The sequence below is a fragment of the Bifidobacterium sp. UTBIF-68 genome (genome assembly GCF_006408855.1).
Taxonomy (GTDB): Bacteria; Actinomycetota; Actinomycetes; order Actinomycetales; family Bifidobacteriaceae; genus Bifidobacterium; species Bifidobacterium reuteri.
Window position 1 is genome coordinate 74,646 of sequence record NZ_JFAN01000008.1, and the last position, 20,001, is coordinate 94,646.

The following is a 20,001-nucleotide window of genomic DNA, read 5'->3' on the forward strand; positions in this document are numbered from 1 at the left end:
ATGGCAACGCAGCCGACGCAGCTCACGAACGGCGGCAAACAGCCGGTAGCACCCAAGCTCGTCGTCGCCGTGGTGGCGCTCGCCATCCTGACCTTCCTCGGCATCCTGTCCGAAACCTCGCTCAACATCGCCTACTCCACTCTCATGGAGGAATTCGGCATCGGAGCATCCGTGGTGCAGTGGCTCACCACCGGATACCTTCTGCTCCTGTCCGTGGCCATCCCCAGCTCGCCGTTCATGGTGCGCCGGTTCGCCACCCGCACCCTGTTCGTCGCGGCGGTCGCGATCTTCACCGCCGGCACAGTGATCGGTGCGCTCGCCGTGAACTTCCCGATGCTACTCGCCGCCCGACTCGTCATGGCGCTCGGCACCGGCATCTCACTGCCGTTGATCACCAACATCATTCTGGAGAAGGCGCCGCTCGAACAGCGAGGCGCGATGCTCGGCATCGTCAGCCTCGTCACCTGCGCCGCACCCGCCATCGGCCCGGTGTTCGGTGGCGTGGTGATGGAATGGCTCAACTGGCATTGGATCTTCTATACGATGCTGCCGTTCCTCGTGCTTTCATTCTTCCTCGGCATGGCTTCGGTGCCGGAGATCCGCCATCCCGGCGACGCCGAACACGCCACGATCAGCGTGCCCTCGCTGCTTCTAGTGGCGCTGGGGCTCGCCGGACTCATCGTGGCGGTCAGCTTCTTCGCCGAATGGAACGGCGACTGGCGGTTCTGGGCCACACTCGCAGCATCCGTGATGGTACTCGCCGTGTTCGTGGCCGCGCAGCTGAAGATGACGCATCCGCTCATCGAAGTGCGCGTATTCGGCTACGCCGGCTTCTCCTTGGGCATGCTTATCCTGCTCATGGCCTCCGGTGGCGTGCTGGGGTTGAACTTCCTGCTGCCGATTTTGCTGCAACGCGGTTTCGGCTTCGGCTCACTCGTCGCGGCGCTGATTCTGCTGCCGGGCGCAGTGGTCGGCGCCATCGCCGCGCCTCTGATCGGCGGCGCGCTCAAGAACCACTTCCCGCCGAAATTCATCCTGTGCGGCTTCGTCGGCGTCACGTTGATGGACATCGCGCTCATCGCCGGGCATGCCAACGTGTGGGTGGTCGCCGTCGCGTACGCGCTGTTCATGGCCTCGTCCGGCTTCGTACTCGTACCCGACCAGACGCATGCCTTGAACCAGCTGCCGGCCCGTCTCAACGCCGACGGTTCGGCCGTGCTGAACACTGTCCAGCAGCTGGCCGGCGCGATCGGCACCGCCGTGGCCAGCGCGCTGATCACGGAATTCGCCTCTTCAGCCGCGCGTTCCGGTGCCTCGGCCTCCGACTCGTATCTTCAAGGGTTCGCGTCGAGCATGTGGCCGATCGCCGGCATGGCGGTAGTCGGAGCCGTGATGGCTGCGCTCATGTTCCGCTTCTCCGTCCGCCGCGCCCCGGAACTGACCGAAGTGTGAGCGGCGCGCTCGTCGGCAGTGTCCCTGCAGTGCCTCTGCGCAAGCAGAGCCAACACACTCCGCGTGTCTCGTGCGTCGTCCGACTCATTTATCGTCATCTATAGTCATCATCCCATCTACAGGTGCGATAGCCGCGTTCCTCCGCGCATACGTCCTACGAAGAGAGATAAAGAACACATTCATGTCTCAGAACAACTCTGTTGCCGCACTGGAAACGGCAATAGCACATGAACCCCGCGAGGACGGCTGGAAGTACCGCGTCGCGCTGCTGCTCACAGGCCAGGCCTTCTCGCTGCTGGGCTCCAGCATCGTGCAGTATGCCATCTGGTGGTGGATTGTCATGCAGACCCGCACCGGCTCGGCCATGCTGCTCGCCACGCTGTTCGGCGTGGTGCCGCAGGCCATCGTCTCCATGTTCGGCGGATCGATGGCCGACCGATACAACCGCAAGATGCTCATCATGCTGCCCGACCTCATCATCGCGGGCGTCACGGTGATGCTATCGGTGAGTTTCGCTCTCGGCTGGGCGAACCTGTCGGTGATTTTCGTGGTGCTGTTTATCCGCGCGGTGGGAGGCGGCATTCAGATGCCTGCCGTGCAATCGTTCATCCCCGACGTGACGCCTACGAGCAAGTTGCTGCGTGTCAATTCGATGTATGGCGTAATCGATTCGGCGAACAGGATCGCCGCCCCGGCGCTTGCGGCTGTGCTGGTGAACACGGTACCGCTGTGGTCGATTCTGCTCGTAGATGTGACTACAGCGGTCATCGGCGTCGGGTTCGTTGCGATGATTCGTGTGCCGCGCAAATCGGGCGTGGCGTCTGCGGGCGTCACTTCCTCCGGGCCTGCGACGGCCGGACAGCCGGAAGCTGAGGCGGCGTCCGGTGCACAGGATTCCCAGCCGATTACGGCGGTGCTGTCTTCCACATTCCGGCGCTCGGTGGCCGATCTCAAGGCCGGATTCGCCTATGCGATGGGGCATCCGTATCTGAAGGGCGTGATCTTGGGCGATGCGCTCACCTGCTTCATGTCCGTCGCGCCGATGAACCTCACCTTACTGCTCATGACTCGCGAATACGAAGGCATCGATCTGAACCTCGGATTCGTCAACCTCACCACCGCGTCCGACAAGCTCGCCGCCAACGAGCTCGGATTGAGCATCGGCATGCTGCTCGGCGGCGCGCTCATGTCCGCGTTCGGCGCGAAACTGCTGCGTGGGGCCCGAGCGCAGATGCTCATGGTGGCGTTCGGCATCGCGATGGTGGGCATCACCGTTATTGGGCTCGGCATCGCGCCGAACCTGCTCGCGTATCTCATCATCGACGTGCTTAACGGCGTCGCCGCGGCCATGTGCGTGGGCCCGATGCGCACGATCATGCAGTCCGAATCCGACGAGTCGATGACCGGCCGCGTCTTCGGCCTCGACAACACGTTCGCCACGTTCGGCATGCCGCTGGGCATGCTCGTCTTCGCGCCGCTCGCCGACGTGATCCCGATTTCCTGGGTGTTCATCGTCGGCGGATTGCTCACTCTGCCCGTCGCTTGGTACGTGCGCATGCTCTCGATGCGGGACACGTCTGCTGTGGCGGGTGCTGCTGGATGAGCGAATGTATGGATGAACGCAACGGTACTTGTGACGGCGGCGAGTCATATAGGAGCGGCGGCTAGGGCCGAAGCCGTCTCGGAAGACGTTAAGAACAGTTGCCGGGACGTCCCTATGGGGTCTTGCGCGCCTTGAAGGACGACATGGCGTCGGAGATGGATGTCTGATTGGATTGCGGAGGGAAATGAGGATTCCTCCGATTGCGGTGTGTGGAAGGCCGCGCGTCGATACGTTTGATGCGTGCTGGGCGAATCGGCATGGCTGTGGCCGTTGCCCGGCTGCGGGACGGGCTTTGCGGAACGGGCTTTGCGGGACGCAAATGCGGAATACGCCGATATGCGTTTGCCGCCCTTGGGTCTCTCGGCCGTTTTTCTGGGCGATGGCGGTATTCCGCCGATTCCGTGATTTTGGGCGTGGGACGCAAGTGCATTATTGGTCGAAATGCGCGTGCGTCCCGCAATGGTTTAGGACGCATGTGCAAAAAGGGCGATATTGCATTTGCGTCCCGGCGTGACACCGGCGTGACGCCCGGCGCATCCCGCGTGCCATGTCATGCGCAAAAGGGTTCGGTGCGTGTGGCATAATGCCGGCGTTGGCGATTGCAGGTAACCATGCTGGGACCACGATTGTTTGCTGATGTGGAACGTGCACATGCGGGTGCCATGCGAGGAAGGATTGTCGGATGACGGTTGGTGTGATGGCCGTGGTGGCGATCGCCGCAGTGCTGTATGGATTGGATAAATCATTGGCGCCCGGTGCAGGCATCCTCGCTGTGGCCACGCTCACCTCCGTCATGCCCGCCAAGGAGGCCACCGGCATCACGCTCATCATGGCCATCGTGGCCGACTGGAGCGCCATCTGGGCGTACCGGGGCAACGTGTCGCGCCGCTCGCTCATCCGACTGTTCCCGTTCGTCGCCATCGGCATCGCGGCGGGTGCCGGATTCCTGTTCGTCGCGGACAACACCGTCACCCGTCTGACCATCGGCGTGATTCTGGCGGTGTTCGTCTCGATGTACTTCCTCTCGTTGGCGCGCAAAAGACTTGCCGCGCGCAGCACGGTTGGACGGTCCGGACAGGCCGAGGCGGAACCGTCGAAGGCCGATGAATCGAATGCCGTGAAGCCGGACGGCACGACGACCTTGGATGATTCGGATGCGCGGTCGTCGGCCGTACCCCACACCATGGGCGCGAAATCATTCGCATTGGCCAAGCGCGTGGTGTGCGGTGCGCTCGCCGGCTTCACCACGATGGTGGCCAATGCGGGCGGGCCGATCACCTCCATCTACTTCCTGTCCGAAAACCTGTCGGTCATGCGCTTCCTCGGCACCACCGCATGGTTCTATCTGATCATCAACATGGTCAAGCTGCCGTTCGCCATCGGCCTCAACATGATCACCTGGGCGAACTTCACGGCGATGGCCTGGACGATTCCATTGGTGATCATCGCCGTGCTCTGTGGTCGCTGGGTGGCCCGTCGCGTCAGCCAGTCCGCGTTCAGCGTGCTCGTCTACGCGCTGTCCGTAGTGGCGGTGATTCGCCTGTTCCTGTGACATGTCAGGGCTGTTGAGCATCGTGCGCAATCATAATGCGGCGCTGACCGGTGCGCCAATGGCGCCAGTGATTCCCGTGGGGATGAGCATGTCGATGAACTCCAGTACCGCAGGGTTTACGCCGAGATGCGCCTACCCTGGTGCTTGTCAGGATGCATTACTGACCGATGCGTCATTGATGCCGGTGAGTGCTCGGGGAATTTCCGAATGATTCCTTGATTCCGATGATGGGAGGCCGTGGCATGGAAGCTGGAATGGAGACGAATACGGGACTGGCGCAATGTGGAGCCGGCCCGGCAGTGGAACTTGACGATATTCGAACCGTCGCCAATGTGGGCACGGGCACAATGGGTCACGCCATCGCGCTGCAGTTCGCGCTCGCGGGGTATGCGACGCACCTCGTCGGGCGCAGCGAAGCCTCACTGGACCGCGCGATGACGAACATCCGCGCGGACGCCGGGACATTCGCGGACGCCGGCCTGCTACGTGACGGCGAGAGCGTGGACGACGTGCTCGCGCGCATTACGCCGGTCATCGGCTACGAACAGGGTGTCGCCGACGCCGACTTCGTCATCGAGGCGATTGCCGAGAACCTCGACGTCAAGCGTGAGGCTTGGCGCGAGATCGAGCAGTTCGCGCCCAAGGACGCGATTTTTGCCACGAACACGTCCGGCCTGAGCCCGACCGCCATTGCTTCCGTGCTTGAACGCCCGGAACGGTTCGTGGTCGCGCATTTCTGGAATCCTGCCCACCTCATGCCGCTGGTCGAAGTCGTGCCGGGCGCGCACACCGACCCGCAGGTACTCGACACGACCGCTGAACTGATGCGGCGCATTGGCAAGAAACCGGCAAAACTTAACAAGGAGTCGCTCGGCTTTATCGGCAACCGGTTGCAGATGGCCGTTCTGCGCGAGGAGTTCCACATCATTCAGGAGGGCATCGCCGACGCCGCCACCGTCGATGATGTGATGAAGTACAGCCTCGGACGGCGTTGGAACCTCGTGGGACCGGTCGCCAGCATCGATCTGGGCGGCCTCGACGTGTTCTACAACATCAGCACCTACCTGTTCGACGACATGGACAACGGTACTGGCCCGAGCCCGCTGCTCGCCGAGAAGGTCAAGGCCGGCGACCTTGGCGCGAAAACCGGCCGAGGCTTCTTCTCATGGCAGGGCGAGGCCGGCAAGCGTATTATCGAGCAGCGTGACGCGGCCTTGCTTCAGGCCCTGAAGGACGACACCGCCGAGGAGAAGTAAGCATGGGATTGGATGCAGTGGTCAGATGCCGATGCTGGGAGGATGGACTGTGCTCCGAGCCACCTGTACCTCGTGATGATGTGTACATTGATGAGGACGGTTACATATCCAGCCGGACGTTGGACAAGGCATGGCATGAGTTGAATTATGACGAATTCATTAAACGATATGATTCATTAGACCGTTCCTTCGACGAATGGCGTCAACATGCATGTGTTCACGAGGACATGGAGATTTGCGACGAACGGATTGGCAACTGGTCTGGCGTAGGAGAGCTGAGATATCTTATCGAACGAGCCGGTAGGCGCCGGCCGTTTCCGATCCTGTCTCATATGATTCCTGACGGCAATGGAGGCCAGTTCCCCGCCCGCCTCGCATCGGCCGCCTTGGAGGAGCTCGATGTGTTCGTCCAGGTCATTGCCGGATTCAACAAAAGCTGGTTGGTGAACGTCACATCCGGCGAACAGCCGACCGTTGCTTATCCACATGAATGGAAAATCGAAATGGACGAGCGGGAAAGTCTCGCTTCGTGCAAAGTGGTCGTACCGGATCGGGATGGGATTCGGCATGAATTCCGAAGATTTCGTCAAGAGCCGCTTCGAGACGAGGAGATAACCGGCGAAACCGAATACGAGCGACGCAAGCGCCGGGAGTGGGGATGGGGTGATTGGCCTGTGCGCCTCATCGATTTGGACACAGGCGATACCGCAATCATTGCAGCGTCGCTAGATGTCGATTTCGCGGGCAAGCCCGCTGAATACCGTTTCGAGGAGCACCGGGCGCCGTATATGAGTGAGGACGGCACCTATTGGCGGGCGGAAGTGCTGCGCAGATTGTTGAAGGCGTCATTGGAAACGGGCAATCCCATCCAATGGTGCTAGTGGATGCTAACCCGCATATGTGGCGATAAACAGTTTCGGAAGGTAAGTCGATGTTCAGCATGGATGCGTACGAAGAGCTTCGATTCGACAACTATGTGTATGACATGCTTTTTGAGGGGGAGCGTGAGACGGAGGCTTCGGAAACCCGGTTCAGTCCCAAGGAGACGTATGGCTTCCATGCGTGCTGTACTTCTGTGAGAACCCCTCGTATCGCAGATGCATTCGAGATAGTATCGTTGCAGATGGAACGATGGGAGTGCGCAATGAACGCGGAGAATACATTCACCATGATGGGTATCACCACGCAATGGGATGACGACACCATTGTCATCAGCGAAGACGGCTATCCTCGCAAAGCAGTGCTGAACAATGATGGGAAGATTCTTTCCTCCACGTTCGGAGTTGAAGGGGAATCGTTCCTCCATCACTGGTTCATGCGGGTGAAGCCTACCGTGGATGGGCTACGTTCCATTGATCGCGAATACGCCAATGCCTGAGATTTTCAGCTTCGCTGGTTATTCCATCTATTTCACGGCGCTTGACCGAGACCATGGCGTGCACGTTCATATTGCGCAGGGCTCACGTCATGATCTTGCGCGTTTTGTGCTGAATTCCGATGGGACGGTCTCCCTCGCCCACAACAAAGGCGGAATCCCGGCAAAGAGCATTCGCCGGCTTCAGTTCTTCCTCACCGCCAACTATCAGGATGTTCTCGTTGCATGGCGGTTGTTTTTCGGTCCCGACTGCCATTTTGACCGCTGAGAAATGACGATAACAAGGTAAAGCCCATTGCGGGAACCATCGCCAGGGGTCTTCTCGATGGCTCCCGCAGCGGGGAGATTGGCGACTGAATACGAGGCGATGGTATTGGTTAGATTGTCGCAACGTTGTTTGAGTTCGATGAATAACGTTGTTACCAGTCGCTGGTATATCTTCACTCGCCAGAGATGAAGAATGATGCAAATCTTCTCTTGCGGAAAGTGAAGATTGAGGTTGGTCTTTTCGCTCCGGTTATGCGCGGGTGCTTTCGGTGCGCTCGTTGGGCTTGGATGTCTGGCTTTCGCCAGCGCAAGTACCGGCGCCAGTACCAGTGCTCGCGTCCCGCGGCGCGATGCGGGGGAGGAGTTCCTCGGACATGAATTGGCCGATTTCGGTGGGGGCAATGAGGTCGGGCTTGTTGAGCACGGTGCGGAACAGGCCGATGATGCCGGACAGATAGAAGTGCTTGAGCAGCTCCAGACGGCGGCGTTCCTGAGGATCGTCGATGTCCTCGATGTTCGGTGTGTTCGGGAAGAAAATCGGCTGGATGTATGGCCAGACGCTGTTTTCGGCGCGCTCTATGAACTTTGGGTCACCGTGCGGCCCGAGCAGCACCTTGCCATAGTGGAACAGTGCCGCGGGCATCTGAAGAAGCTCTGGGGTGATGTTCAGCGTGCCATTGTGCAGCGACGCATCAAGCATCGCGTCGCGCTGGGCGATGAGGTCGTTCTCGATCTGGTCGCGCACGTCGCGCACCGAGGAGAAGTACAGGTAGAACGTGGCCCGGTTGTAGCCGGCCAGGTCGGTGATCTGTTTGACGCTGATCTTCTCGATGGGCTTCTCCTCATAGAGCTTCCAAAACGCGTCCTTGATGTTGCGGATGGTCTGACCGGTCAGTTCCGGGTTCTTCTTAGCCATGGTCTCGCTCCTTGGTGAATGCTGATTGGCGGTTCGCTGTATTCGCTGCAATCACTCGATAGGTTCGCCGAAATTGTCGATTGATGATTGATGTTGGATTCATTATCTTGTTATCCGACGACATAGTGTCGAGTGATTAACGAGAGGAACCAACCACCATGTCATTCCTAGAATTCCATGACGTCGTGCGCCAATACGGTAGCGGCGAGTCGGCTGTTCTGGCGCTCAACCACGCCACCTTCGACATCGAACAAGGCGAGCTTGCCATCATCCTCGGCGCATCCGGCGCCGGCAAATCCACTACGCTCAACATCCTCGGCGGCATGGACCGTGCGACTTCGGGCACCGTCACCATCGATGGCAAGGACATCGTCAAGGCCAGCGAGGCGGAACTCACCGACTACCGCCGGTTCGACGTCGGGTTCGTCTTCCAGTTCTACAACCTCGTACCCAACCTCACCGCACTTGAAAACGTGGAGCTCGCCTCGCAGATCTGCCCCGATGCGCTCGATGCCCGCGAGACCTTGGAGAAAGTCGGCCTCGGCGACCGCCTCGGTAACTTCCCTGCGCAGCTTTCCGGCGGCGAGCAGCAGCGCGTCGCCATCGCCCGCGCGCTCGCCAAGAACCCGAAGCTGCTGCTGTGCGACGAGCCGACCGGCGCGCTCGACTACAACACCGGCAAGCAGATCCTCCAGCTGCTGCAGGACGCCTGCCGCGACCGCGGCATCACCGTGGCCCTCGTCACGCACAACTCCGCGCTCGCGCCGATGGGCGATCGCCTGATTCGCTTCCGCTCCGGCAAGGTCACCGAAATCACGACGAACGCCAACCCGACGCCCATCGCGGACATCGAATGGTAAAGGGGTGAGCGGTATGGCACATGCACAGCAGCACGCTGCATCACGACGGTCCGCGGGCCGTACACGCGTAAAACGCACCGCGCTCTACAAGGACGCGTGGCGGTCCGTCGCCTCCAACGGTAAGCGATTCGCCGCGATCGTGGTCATCGTCGCCGTGGGTGTGATGATGATGGGCGCGCTTTCCTCCATCAGCAACGATTTGCGCGGCGGTCTCGACGATTTCTTTGACAGGACTGACATGCACGACCTGAGCATCGTCTCCACCTACGGTTTCGACGATGACGACATCAAGGCCCTGTCTGAAGTGGAAGGCGTGGGCGCGGTCGCCGGCCAGCGGTCGGCCAGCGCATACACCAGGATCGACGGCAAGCAGTCGTCCGCCACCGTGACCGAGCTGAACGACCAAGGTCTCGATGAGCCGTACCTGACCGACGGCCGTCTGCCGGAGAAGGCTCACGAGATCGCCGTCACCGAACAATATCTGACCGACAGCGGCAAGGCAATCGGTGACTCGTTGACGTTCACGCTGGACGAATCCACGTCCGTGACGCAGTTGATTTCTGGGGCGTCGTCCGCTGATTCATCGTCTGCTGATTCGTCCGAAGAGTCGAGCGAATCCGATTCAGGCACGTTCGCGACCGGCGAGTACACCATCGTCGGCACTGTCATCGACCCGAACGACATCGTCAACCCGTCCGGTCCGATGGCGCTGATTTCCGGCGCCAAAACCGTCTACCCGCTGTTCGTCTCGCCCGAAGCCGTGGCCAAGACGGACGCGCCGTACACGTCCGCGCTCGTCAGCGTGGACGGTGCCGCCGACCTCAACACGTACGGTGACGATTATCTGGCGCTGGTTGAACGGGCCCAGACCGGTATCGAGAAGATCCAATCAAGCCGCGAACAGGCCCGCACCGACGCCATCAAGGATGCCGTGCGTGAGCCGGTCGAGAGCAAACTAGACGAACAGAAAGCCGCCATCGCCGCCTTGCCCGATGGCAATCCGATGAAAACCGCAGCTGAGCAGAAGATCGCCGACGCCGAATCCCAGCTGGAATCGAAGCTCGACGCCCTGCCGGACGCCACATGGATCATCCGCGACCGCAGTGCCTTGACCAGTTATGAGGACGTCAAGACCGAAGGTGAGATGATCTCCCGTCTCGGCAAGCTGTTCCCGATCCTGTTCCTCGTCATCGCGATTCTCGTGAGCCTGACCGCCGTGGCGCGCATGGTGGAGGAGGACCGTCAGCTCATCGGCACGTACAAGGCCCTCGGCTACACGCGCGGCGAGACGATGCTCAAATACCTCATTTACTCGTCTGCGGCGGTGCTCGCGGGAGGTGTGGTCGGCGACCTCATCGGCCTGGCCGGTCTGCCGTTCGTGTTCACCAAGCGCATGCTGCACATCCTTTATGTGATCCCGACATATCCGCTCATCATCGACTGGCGTATCGGCATCGGTGGCATCCTGCTGTTCCTCGTGCTCATCACCGGCAGTGCGATGGCCGTGTGCGCGGGCTCGCTGCGCTTGCAGCCGGCAGAACTGCTGCGCCCGAAGGCGCCGAAGGCCGGCAAGACCATCGTGCTGCAGCGCATCGGATTCATCTGGAACCATCTGAGCTTCCTCGGCAAGGTGACCGCGCGCAACCTGTTCCGCTACAAGTCCCGTGCGCTCATGGTCATCGTCGGCGTACTCGGATGCACTGCGCTGATGACCGCCGGTTTCGGCATGGCGTCCTCCGCGATGACGATGATGCCCCGACAGTTCGGTGAAATCGCCACCTATGACGTGATGGCCGTGACCAAGCCAGCCGACCACGAGAAGGCGCAGAAGGCGCTGGACGGCGACAATGCGGTGGAGTCATCGGTCCCGTTGCATCTGGAGAGCGCGACGCTGTCCGCGGGCGGTGCCGAGGACGGCAAGCTGACCGTGCAGCTCATGGTCATCCCGGACGGCGAGTCGCTCGACGGCTACCTTGACCTGCATACGACGGACGGCCAGGCCATCGCGCTGGACGAGGGGAGCGAGGCGGCTGCGGTCATCACGGCCAACGCCGCGAAGACCTTCGGTCTTGACGCCGGCGGCACGGTCGAAATCGCCGATGCGATGATGGACACCGCCCAAGTGAAGGTCACTGGCGTGGCCCAGTACTACACCGGCAACATCGTGGTCATGTCCGAAGCCGCCTACCGGGCCGCGTTCGACGTGGACGATGATGCGGACCTCGCGCTCAACGCCGACCTCATCAAGGTGAAGGGCGACGACGACGCGCAGATCGCGTTCGCCGACGACCTGGCCGAGCAGGACGAATACCTGACGGTGGTGAGCACCGCGAAGCAGACGCGCGACTTCACCAAGAGCTTCCTCATCTTCTTCGTGATGATCGGCTTCATCGTGGTCATGGCGGCGATCCTCGCGGTGGTGGTGCTCTACACGCTCGCCTCCACGAACATCTCCGAGCGCGAACGTGAGCTCGCCACCATCAAGGTGCTCGGCTTCCGCAAGAAGGAGGTGCATGGCTACGTCAACAAGGAGATGCTGTTGCTGGCCGTCATCGGTATCGCCATTGGCCTGCCATGTGGTCGCGGTCTGCTTGGATTCCTGCTGGGCCAGCTCGACCTGCCCGGCATGAATATCGTGCCGCATGTGGCCTGGTACTGCTACGCGCTCGCCGCGCTGCTGGCGTTCGGTTTCACGGTGATCGTGGAGAAGGCCACGAACAAGTCGCTCGACCGCATCGACATGGTCGGCGCCCTGAAAAGCCCCGAGTGATGTTGTTGCGGTGAGATGCTGCATGGCTGTAAGCGCTGGGCAGCTCGGCTGCGCGGTCGTGTGACTGTGTGTGACTGGCGGCTGCTCTAATAAGCGGTTGCTTGGATGAGCAGCGCATCTGGAGGCTCTCCTGTGATGGACCGCATCTGGCAATTGGCTGAACTGAAGTACTTCAGGTTCGCAATTGTCAGGTGCGGTTTCATGTTTGCTTGTGTGCAGTACCGCTGTTCGTGATGTTGTGATGAGTCCGTCTCGAGTGCGATGTTGCCGCCTCGGATGCGGCGCGGTGGCTTGAATTGAGGTCCGGCGGCTTGCGGAGTGGTTTTGGCGGGTGTTGTGTGGTCCGGTGTGGAACATGCGCAGTGGAACATGCGTGGGACGATGCGCGCAATAGGGCGTTTTTGCAGTTCCGTCCCACTCGGTTCCGAAAGGGTGGATTATAGGGGTAGGTAAAAACGGCCTGTTCTGTGGTTTTTATGGTTGCCGTTGTGAGATAAGTATCCTCGCAGGTTCCGCATGGTCAAGGGGTGGGTGAACGAGGCTAACGTTCTGTCATGGTAACAGTCGAATGCTCGCTGCACGCCGATGCCCCTATCCGTGCGCTCTGCATCTCGTCCCTGCCGTTCCTTACTGCTCCTTCAGCGAGTGCACGAGCTGGGAGACGGTCCGGGGAACAGGGGATTGACTAATCCAATCGGGGTCAAAGGTCTTGGATTCAAGCATCCCCTGCACCGAACTGAGCATACCCAGGATGCCGCTGGCGGCGAATTCCGCTGTGATGCGTTGCACGGGGCTCAGCGATTCCGGCGGGACGCCGATCGAGGATAGCCAGATGTCTATGACGAAACTCTTGAGCTGCCGTACCAGCCCGGCCGAACCATGTGGCCCGGCGATCAGTATGAGCTTGTGAATGCAGTCGAGATACTCGGGGTCGGTGAGGCGCTTGCCATAGTCGCTGATGGCATCCACATCATCCGGTTGGCGAATGAGATGGACGATGAATGCGGCGACGTTCGATTTCGCATACAGTGCGGCGATGGCGTCGTCGGCCAGCTCCGGGATTGACGTGTAATGGTAGTAGAAGGCGCTGCGATTCAGTCCGCTCTCTCGAGTGATGTCGCTGACGGTGATCTGTGCATATGATTTCACCTCCATCAATCGCCAGAACGTCTGCTGCATCTTCTCGGGCGCGCCTTGCTCGTCCGCTTTCGGTCGTCCCATATTCAATCTCCTCGTCTTATTCATCGATGGACGCCACCTTCGCCGGCCATAATCGGCGCTGTGTCGCCGTCATCAATGACCTGTCCTCTATAACCCAACATCATATCGAGTTATGGGGATTTATATTCCACAGCGTGTTGGGTATTCTCGTCGTTCGGTTGGGTTCGTTGTGAATCCGCGAACGAGAGGAACCTATGATGGAATCGTTGCAAAAGCGAGCGAAATACGGTCTGCCGCTGATAGTGATCATCGCCGTCTCCTGCCTGATGGCGCTGATGTTCTACCCGATGATGAACGCGCAGATCAGGGAGCTGCCGGTCGCCATCCTGTCGCTGGACGAAGGTGCGACCACCGCCCAAGGGGAGGTCAATGTGGGCGATGCGATGGTCAAGAAGCTGACCGGAGCCTCGGATGGTGCCTCATCGTCCGACAGTGCCGACGAACAGCCGATGGTCTGGACCGAGGTCGATTCTCAGGGCGATCTCGACAAGGCCTTCGCCGATCATGACTACTACGCCGCAATCGTGATTCCGAAGGACTTCACTGCCAAGCAGATGGCCGTAAAGCAGGCGGCGGCCAAGGCTCAGATCGAGTCCGCCACGGCGCTTGCGCAGACCATGACCAAGGCGCAGGCCGAAGCGGCGGGGCAGGGGCTGACCGGAGCCGCCGCACAGCAGTATGTGCAGGCAGCGATGCAGAAGGCCATCGCCGCTCAGTCCGGCGATACGGCCGGTGCCGCCGGTTCCGCGTCCGCCGGTACCACCGCTTCCAATGCATCCGGCACATCCGCTTCGGCCGACGACGAGAACGCCCCGTCCGTCACCCTTACCATCGACAACTCGAAGAGCCCGCTCGTCGCCAGCCTGCTCAAGCAGAGCGTGCCGGCTATGCTTTCCCAGAGCGGCGCGAAGGTGGAGGTCAAGACGATCAACGCCGGCGACGTCAAGTCCAACAGCAGTCTGCCCACCGCGGCGATGATGGGGCAGAACGTGCTCATCATGCCCACGTATATGATGTCGCTGATCGTCGCCGTGCTCACCGTGATGCAGCTCGGCCGCAAGCGTTATGATTCCAAGCCGCAACGTTGGGTGTCCTTCGGCGTGCAGTTGTGCGCCGCGCTCGTCTGGTCGCTGTGCATCGCGCTTGGTGCGTGCTGCATCTTCGCCATGTTGGGCTCCGGTTGGCCGCCGGCCTCGATGATTGGGTTCCTGTGGCTCGCCAGCTTCGCCGTCATGTCGGTGATGCTCGCGCTGATGAACATCGCGATACCGCTCGGCGTGCTCTGCGGCGTCCTTGGTCTCGGCCTCGGCATGACCAGCGGTCTGTTCCCATACGAGCTGCTGCCCGGTTTCTGGCGTGACTGGGTCTACGGCTGGGTACCGCAGCGCTATATCGGCGACGGTGTGCGCGCGGTGCTCTACAGTGGCGACGGCTGGTGGAACGCCGCATCCGAACCGCTGATGGTCGTGGTGTGCGTCGGTCTGGTGGTGTTCATCGTTGCCGGACTGCTGCCGCTCGGCAAGCGCGGGCGCGACTGATGCGGGGCGCTCCCTGTCCGTGGCGTGCCGTGTGTCGGTTACTCGTTGGCTATCGTCCTTCATCCACGAACTCGAGGATGTCGCCGGGCTGGCAATCCAGCACCTTGCAGATCTGATCGAGCGTGGAGAACCGAATCGCCTTGGCGCGGCCGTTCTTCAGAATCGATACGTTGGCTGGCGTGATATTGATGCGATCGGCTAGCTCGCCCACGCCCATCTTGCGCTTGGCCAGCATCACGTCGAGATTGATGCGGATCGCCATTCAGATCACCGCCTCAAGCTCGTTGCGCTGTGCGATGGCGGCGCTGAGCAGCGAGCGCATCACCAGCATCAGCAGAATGAACGCGGCGATGAGCAGCAGCGCCACCAGACATGCCAGACCGACCGCCGGCATGGTCATCGAGGCGTTGAAGCAGTCGCCGCTGGTTGGGTCGCAGTACTGGAAGTCGGCGAACAGACCGAACAGCAGCACGAACAGCACGAGCGCTCCCTCGGCCGCCGCGCAGACGATGATGGCATTCGTCCACCACACCGCCTTGCCGGAGAACACGTCGCGGCGTTTGACCAGATCCAGAAGCCTCCATAGGGGGATCAACGCCACTTCGAAACATGCGACCCCCAAAATTCCGACGATGGTGTACGGCCAGCGGGCCGGCGCGGTCTCGGGATACAGCGCGACCACGTCGCCGGCCATCACATAGATGACGTATTGCCCCCACAGACATATCAGCTCGAAGAGCACGATGAACCCCTTGAGCACCGCGATTGCCGTGGGGTGATACTCCTGCCACATCGCGGTGTCTTCGGCGGAGTTCTCGACGTCGCCGCCCGGGACTGCCGGCCCCCCTGTCCGCGACCCGGTTGGATGGTCTGAATTGTTGGGATGGTTGGGATGACTCAGCGCGCCCATGATGACCGCCCTTTCCTGATGGTGCTTGTACTGCTGCGTTTCTTGGCTGTGCCCGTGCCGCCGTGCGTGTGTTGCCGTGCTTTTCCTGCCGAACCGACCCATCCGTGGGTTCGATTGTATTTCAATACTATTATATCGAAATTCGATATGTCAAGCAGGGTTTGAGTAGTTCGGGCGGAATCATGAAAGGGTTGCGGTGCTGGCGTGGATCTGATACGCGGATCTGATGCGCAGGCGTGGCGTGGCGGGCTTTTGCCGTGGCCTGTCTCGCCGGATCACTCCCAAACGTCAAGCTTGCGGCGCTTGAAGTAGTATTCACGGTCCTGTTCGCCGATGGGGCGTACCACCTGGCAGGGCGCGCCGTAGGCGACCGAGTCCGCGGGGATGTCGTGGGTGACGACCGAGCCGGCGCCAATCACGGTGTTGTCGCCGATGGTGACGCCTGGCAGGATGGTCACATTCGCGCCGACCCATACGTTGCGCCCGATGACGACGGGAATCGCATACACGTAATGATGTTCGCGCAGGATGGGCAGCACCGGGTGGCCGGCGGTGGCGATGACCACGTTCGGGCCGAACATGCACCAGTCGCCAATGGTGATGTCTCCGTCATCCACGCAAGTGAAATTCGTGTTGCAGTAGACGCCCTTACCCATGCGTACGTGATGGAATCCCCAGTTGGCGTGCGCCGGCGTCTCCACATGGCAGCCCTCGCCGATTTCGGCGAACATCTCCTTGAGCAGCCGTTGCTTGCCGGCCTGGTCGGTGGGATGGGTCTGGTTGAACTCCCAGAGCTTCTCCTGATACTCGAGCTGATCGCCCATAATGCTGGGGTCGTCATAGTGGTAGGGGAGTTGTTCGCTGCGGCGTGCTGCATTGTCCATCATGATCACGGTCCTTTGCTTAGTCCCATGTACTTCCAGTAATGGTTACGTTGCCATCCTAGCTGCTGCAGGGGGTTTGCCGCGATGCCTGGTTCTTATCTAGGCTTAACGGGCTGTATGTTCGCGTCTTGACGAGAGCGCCGCGCACATACGGTCTGTTGAGAGGCGCGGAATGGCTGCATGTTCGCGTCTCGACGTGAGCGCCGCGCACATACAGCCTATTGGAAGGCCGGAAAGGACCGTAAGTTCGCGACTATGCCGTCGAGACGCGAACATACAGCCTCTGCCGGTCGGGTGCAGGCTCGAAGCCCCGTTGCTCGAGGCGCATTGCAGGCCGCTACAGTTCGCGTCCGGTCACATCGGTTGCGTGCTCATACCGCGCATTCATGCCGACCGTGGGGACTCGTGCATCGATGAGCTTGCGTATGAGCGGAGCCCGTTGGGCCGCTTCCTGATAATTCGTGCGGATGATCGCAGTCACTCCGGCTCGTCTCAGCGCATCCTCGCGATCTCGTTCTGCCTGGACCACGGTATGCACGTTGTTGCCGTTGGTCATTGCCGGATCGGTGTATTTTGCCGCGCCATCGTATTCCAGCACGATGATGCGCCCATCCTCCGTGTGCCATATGAAATCCACACGGTACTTCATCCAGGAGGAATCGGTGTCGGTGAATACATGCTGGAGTTGCGGCGTAGCGAATCCCTCTTCGATGATCACCGCCCTGCAGAATGATTCGCCGCCGTTTTCGCTCAGCGGATTCGCATAATGGAGCAGTCGCATGACGCTGCCGCAATCCATGCGCATTCCGTCGCAGATGTCTAATACCTCCTGCGCTGTGACCAGATGGTTGCGCATCGCCGAGTCGAACATCGGGAGGGTTTGGACAAAAGGATATCGGGTTGCGCAATCGACCAAGGTCCTCGCTGGTGAGGTTATGCGGACCATGTCGGTGATGTCGTGTTGTCTGACACCGGGTATTGCGGTCTGCGTCATCCCCGTGGATGCTGGGTCTTGCGTCCCGCATGATTCCAAGGTTAATGAGCCTTGCATCAATTTGCTTCCAAGGCCCTTGTTATGCCGATATTGCAGCACCGTCGAAACGGGCGGGTTGGTCATGCTGATTCGCTGTAGCTTCCGATATGTTCGCTTGGGGCTGCCGGTGGATGACACAATGAATATGGATCCCGTGTTATGCAGGTTCCAGCCGTATTCGAGATGCAGCATCGCTGCCGCACTGAGACCGGCAAAAACACGGTTCGGGAATTGCCGGGATAGTGTACGGATGATATGCCGCGAGCGTTCAGCGGGATTCAAATTGCCCCAATATGAGGCGCGGGCGTAGACGTTTCGATACGGGCGCACCAGATAACCATTGCGGAGCCGGACGTATGTGGCTTGTCGCAAGGCGTTGGACGTGGGATAGAAGCAGCGTTGGTTGCGTTCGGCGTCGTCGCAGAGCGCATCAAGTTCGATATGTGTTCTCATGCAGCCATGGTTGCTCGAACGTGTGTACCAAGGCAAGCGGATTCGGGGTATGTGGTTCCAGCTTCAGTTTCAGACAGGATAATGTGGATAACTCATAAACTGTTGTGCGGCTTTGCGCATGGTTGTGCAGTTTTGTGTGGTCGGAGCGTATGATGCTCTGCATGGCGCTCGTGCCATGCTGCCGGCAGCGCTGGTTTTTCGGTTTTGGCAGGTGTTCTGAGGCGTACGCTGGGTTGTACGCTGGGGTACTTGACGCCCAACAGGCTGTATGTTCGCATCTTGACGAGAGCGCCGCGCACATACAGCCTGTTGGGAGGCCAGAAAGGACCGTAAGTTCGCGACTATGTCGTCGAGACGCGAACATACGGTCTTCTGCAGTCCGCTGGAGGACAATCCGGAGGACGACCTGGAGGGCAATCGGGAAGGGCGATCTGGAGGACGACCCGGAGGGCAATCGGGAAGGACGACCTGGAGGACGATTCAGAAGGTGACCTGGAGGGCAATCCGGAGGGCGATGTCTCAGGGCGCCATCCGTGATCCCGGGCACTGTTGGCACGCGGTGAACGCGACGGTTCTTGCGCTGTATACCGGTTGTGGCATAATTGCCAAGGCAATTTTGGGCATTGCCCTAGAAGTTTGAATTTGAAAACAGGTGAATAACGTGGCACAGACTACCAACGACATCAAGAACGGTTCTGTTCTGAACCTGGACGGCCAGCTGTGGACTGTCATGAAGTTCCAGCACGTCAAGCCGGGCAAGGGCCCCGCTTTCGTGCGCACCACCATCAAGAACGTGCTCTCCGGCAAGATCGTTGACAAGACCTTCAACGCCGGCATGAAGATCGAATTCGAGACCGTGGACAACCGTACGCTCCAGTACTCCTACGAGGACGGCGACAACTTCGTGTTCATGGACATGGACACCTACGACCAGATCTATGTGCCGCAGGCTCTGGTGGGCGACAAGGCCAAGTTCCTGCTCGAAGGCACCGACTGCATCGTGTCCTTCCACGATGGCACTCCGCTGAACGTCGAACTGCCGGGATCCGTGGTCCTGACTGTCACCCACACTGAGCCGGGCCTGCAGGGCAACCGCTCCAACGCCGGCACGAAGCCGGCCACCGTCGAGACCGGTGCCGAAATCCAGGTGCCGCTGTTCATCAACGAGGGCGACCGCGTCAAGATCAACACCGAAGACGGCTCCTACACCGGCCGCGAGAACTGATTCTTCCCCGATACTGGAGGATTGACAGCAGTATGGCACGTTCCACCGCGCGTAAGAGGGCGTTGAACACCCTGTATGAGGCAGATGAAAAGAGCCAGGACATCCTGTCTCTGCTCGATGAGCGCATCGCCCAGCCAGGCGCCCAGACCCCGCTTCCCGACTACGCCATCGAAATCGTTCGTGGTGTGGCCGAGCACCGTCGTGAAATCGACCGGACCCTGAACGAATGCTCGACGGGTTGGACGGTCAGGCGCATGGGCGTGGTGGATCGCAATATCCTGCGCATCGCCACGTGGGAGATTCTGTTCAACGACGAGGTGCCTGACAAGGTGGCCATCGACGAGGCATTGGCACTGGCCAAGACCCTGTGCGATGATGACGCCCCGGCCTTTATCCACGGACTGCTTTCGGCGGTGTGCACCGCAAGGGACAACGCCGAAATAGCCGCGAACGCGGAAGAAGAGGTCGCCGAGATGGACGATCAGTCGGAAGACGGCACGTCCTCGGAATCCGTCGAAACACTGGACTCCGGTGATTCCTCCAGTCCTTCCGATGCCGTCGACGCTGCAACGCCGTCCGCTGAACCTCAGCAGACGGTGGAATAGTCATTGTGTTACAGCCTCCCCATTGGGGGAGGCTTTTTTATGGGCGGTCCCGATTCCCCGCCAGCAGGAACGGGACCGAAT

The 20,001-nt window shown here is 60.4% G+C and carries 18 protein-coding genes; 12 read left to right on the top strand and 6 right to left on the bottom strand.

The window, feature by feature from the left end; all coding sequences use genetic code 11:
* From BW14_RS02690 to BW14_RS02720, 7 genes are all read left to right on the top strand, one after another.
* Positions 1 to 1,452 carry a DHA2 family efflux MFS transporter permease subunit gene (locus tag BW14_RS02690; RefSeq protein ID WP_044090365.1) on the top strand — a complete coding sequence of 484 codons (1,452 nt, stop codon included), beginning with the start codon at positions 1 to 3 and terminating at the stop codon, positions 1,450 to 1,452.
* Positions 1,453 to 1,633: 181 nt separating this feature from the next.
* A complete protein-coding gene (locus tag BW14_RS02695; RefSeq protein ID WP_140463172.1) occupies positions 1,634 to 3,055 on the top strand; it encodes an MFS transporter in 1,422 nt (473 codons plus the stop codon).
* Positions 3,056 to 3,737: 682 nt separating this feature from the next.
* Complete coding sequence (locus BW14_RS02700) at positions 3,738 to 4,607, top strand: sulfite exporter TauE/SafE family protein (RefSeq protein ID WP_140463169.1); 870 nt, start codon at positions 3,738 to 3,740, stop codon at positions 4,605 to 4,607.
* Positions 4,608 to 4,861: 254 nt separating this feature from the next.
* Entirely contained in the window at positions 4,862 to 5,863 is a 1,002-nt protein-coding gene (locus BW14_RS02705) for a 3-hydroxyacyl-CoA dehydrogenase family protein (protein WP_140463167.1), read from the top strand.
* Positions 5,864 to 5,865: 2 nt separating this feature from the next.
* Positions 5,866 to 6,744, top strand: coding sequence for a hypothetical protein (locus BW14_RS02710; protein WP_140463165.1), 879 nt, complete (start codon positions 5,866 to 5,868; stop codon positions 6,742 to 6,744).
* Positions 6,745 to 7,007: 263 nt separating this feature from the next.
* On the top strand, positions 7,008 to 7,241 hold the full coding sequence (locus BW14_RS02715; RefSeq protein WP_140464848.1) for a hypothetical protein: 234 nt from the start codon (positions 7,008 to 7,010) through the stop codon (positions 7,239 to 7,241).
* A complete protein-coding gene (locus BW14_RS02720; protein ID WP_181161790.1) occupies positions 7,234 to 7,506 on the top strand; it encodes a DUF4160 domain-containing protein in 273 nt (90 codons plus the stop codon). The genes BW14_RS02715 and BW14_RS02720 overlap by 8 nt, the downstream gene beginning before the upstream one ends.
* A gap of 249 nt (positions 7,507 to 7,755) precedes the next feature.
* On the opposite strand, the gene BW14_RS02725 is transcribed toward BW14_RS02720, so the two are convergent.
* A complete protein-coding gene (locus BW14_RS02725; RefSeq protein WP_140463158.1) occupies positions 7,756 to 8,421 on the bottom strand; it encodes a TetR/AcrR family transcriptional regulator in 666 nt (221 codons plus the stop codon).
* 158 nt (positions 8,422 to 8,579) lie between these two features.
* Here BW14_RS02725 and BW14_RS02730 point away from each other — a divergent pair, with 158 nt between their 5' ends.
* Together BW14_RS02730 and BW14_RS02735 are read left to right on the top strand one after the other, a co-directional pair.
* A complete protein-coding gene (locus tag BW14_RS02730) occupies positions 8,580 to 9,281 on the top strand; it encodes an ABC transporter ATP-binding protein (RefSeq protein WP_140463155.1) in 702 nt (233 codons plus the stop codon).
* A gap of 13 nt (positions 9,282 to 9,294) precedes the next feature.
* Positions 9,295 to 12,051 carry an ABC transporter permease gene (locus BW14_RS02735; protein ID WP_140463153.1) on the top strand — a complete coding sequence of 919 codons (2,757 nt, stop codon included), beginning with the start codon at positions 9,295 to 9,297 and terminating at the stop codon, positions 12,049 to 12,051.
* Between the two features lie 627 nt (positions 12,052 to 12,678).
* On the opposite strand, the gene BW14_RS02740 is transcribed toward BW14_RS02735, so the two are convergent.
* A complete protein-coding gene (locus tag BW14_RS02740; RefSeq protein WP_044090060.1) occupies positions 12,679 to 13,272 on the bottom strand; it encodes a TetR/AcrR family transcriptional regulator in 594 nt (197 codons plus the stop codon).
* A gap of 197 nt (positions 13,273 to 13,469) precedes the next feature.
* Here BW14_RS02740 and BW14_RS02745 point away from each other — a divergent pair, with 197 nt between their 5' ends.
* The gene (locus tag BW14_RS02745; protein ID WP_181161789.1) at positions 13,470 to 14,810 is read left to right on the top strand and encodes an ABC transporter permease; all 1,341 of its coding nucleotides are present in this window, start codon (positions 13,470 to 13,472) and stop codon (positions 14,808 to 14,810) included.
* Positions 14,811 to 14,859: 49 nt separating this feature from the next.
* Here BW14_RS02745 and BW14_RS02750 read toward each other — a convergent pair whose 3' ends face one another.
* From BW14_RS02750 to BW14_RS12190, 4 genes are all read right to left on the bottom strand, one after another.
* Complete coding sequence (locus BW14_RS02750) at positions 14,860 to 15,072, bottom strand: helix-turn-helix transcriptional regulator (RefSeq protein WP_044090058.1); 213 nt, start codon at positions 15,070 to 15,072, stop codon at positions 14,860 to 14,862.
* Positions 15,073 to 15,720: a DUF2975 domain-containing protein gene (locus tag BW14_RS02755; protein ID WP_258186032.1), complete on the bottom strand. Its 648-nt coding sequence runs from the start codon at positions 15,718 to 15,720 to the stop codon at positions 15,073 to 15,075.
* A gap of 275 nt (positions 15,721 to 15,995) precedes the next feature.
* The gene (locus tag BW14_RS02760) at positions 15,996 to 16,607 is read right to left on the bottom strand and encodes a sugar O-acetyltransferase (RefSeq protein WP_258185030.1); all 612 of its coding nucleotides are present in this window, start codon (positions 16,605 to 16,607) and stop codon (positions 15,996 to 15,998) included.
* A gap of 334 nt (positions 16,608 to 16,941) precedes the next feature.
* Entirely contained in the window at positions 16,942 to 17,403 is a 462-nt protein-coding gene (locus tag BW14_RS12190) for a hypothetical protein (RefSeq protein WP_238566996.1), read from the bottom strand.
* A 1,348-nt stretch (positions 17,404 to 18,751) separates the two neighbouring features.
* Here BW14_RS12190 and efp point away from each other — a divergent pair.
* The gene (gene efp, locus BW14_RS02770; protein WP_044090080.1) at positions 18,752 to 19,315 is read left to right on the top strand and encodes an elongation factor P; all 564 of its coding nucleotides are present in this window, start codon (positions 18,752 to 18,754) and stop codon (positions 19,313 to 19,315) included.
* A 32-nt stretch (positions 19,316 to 19,347) separates the two neighbouring features.
* Complete coding sequence (nusB, locus tag BW14_RS02775; protein ID WP_140489225.1) at positions 19,348 to 19,920, top strand: transcription antitermination factor NusB; 573 nt, start codon at positions 19,348 to 19,350, stop codon at positions 19,918 to 19,920.
* Positions 19,921 to 20,001 lie beyond the last annotated feature (81 nt).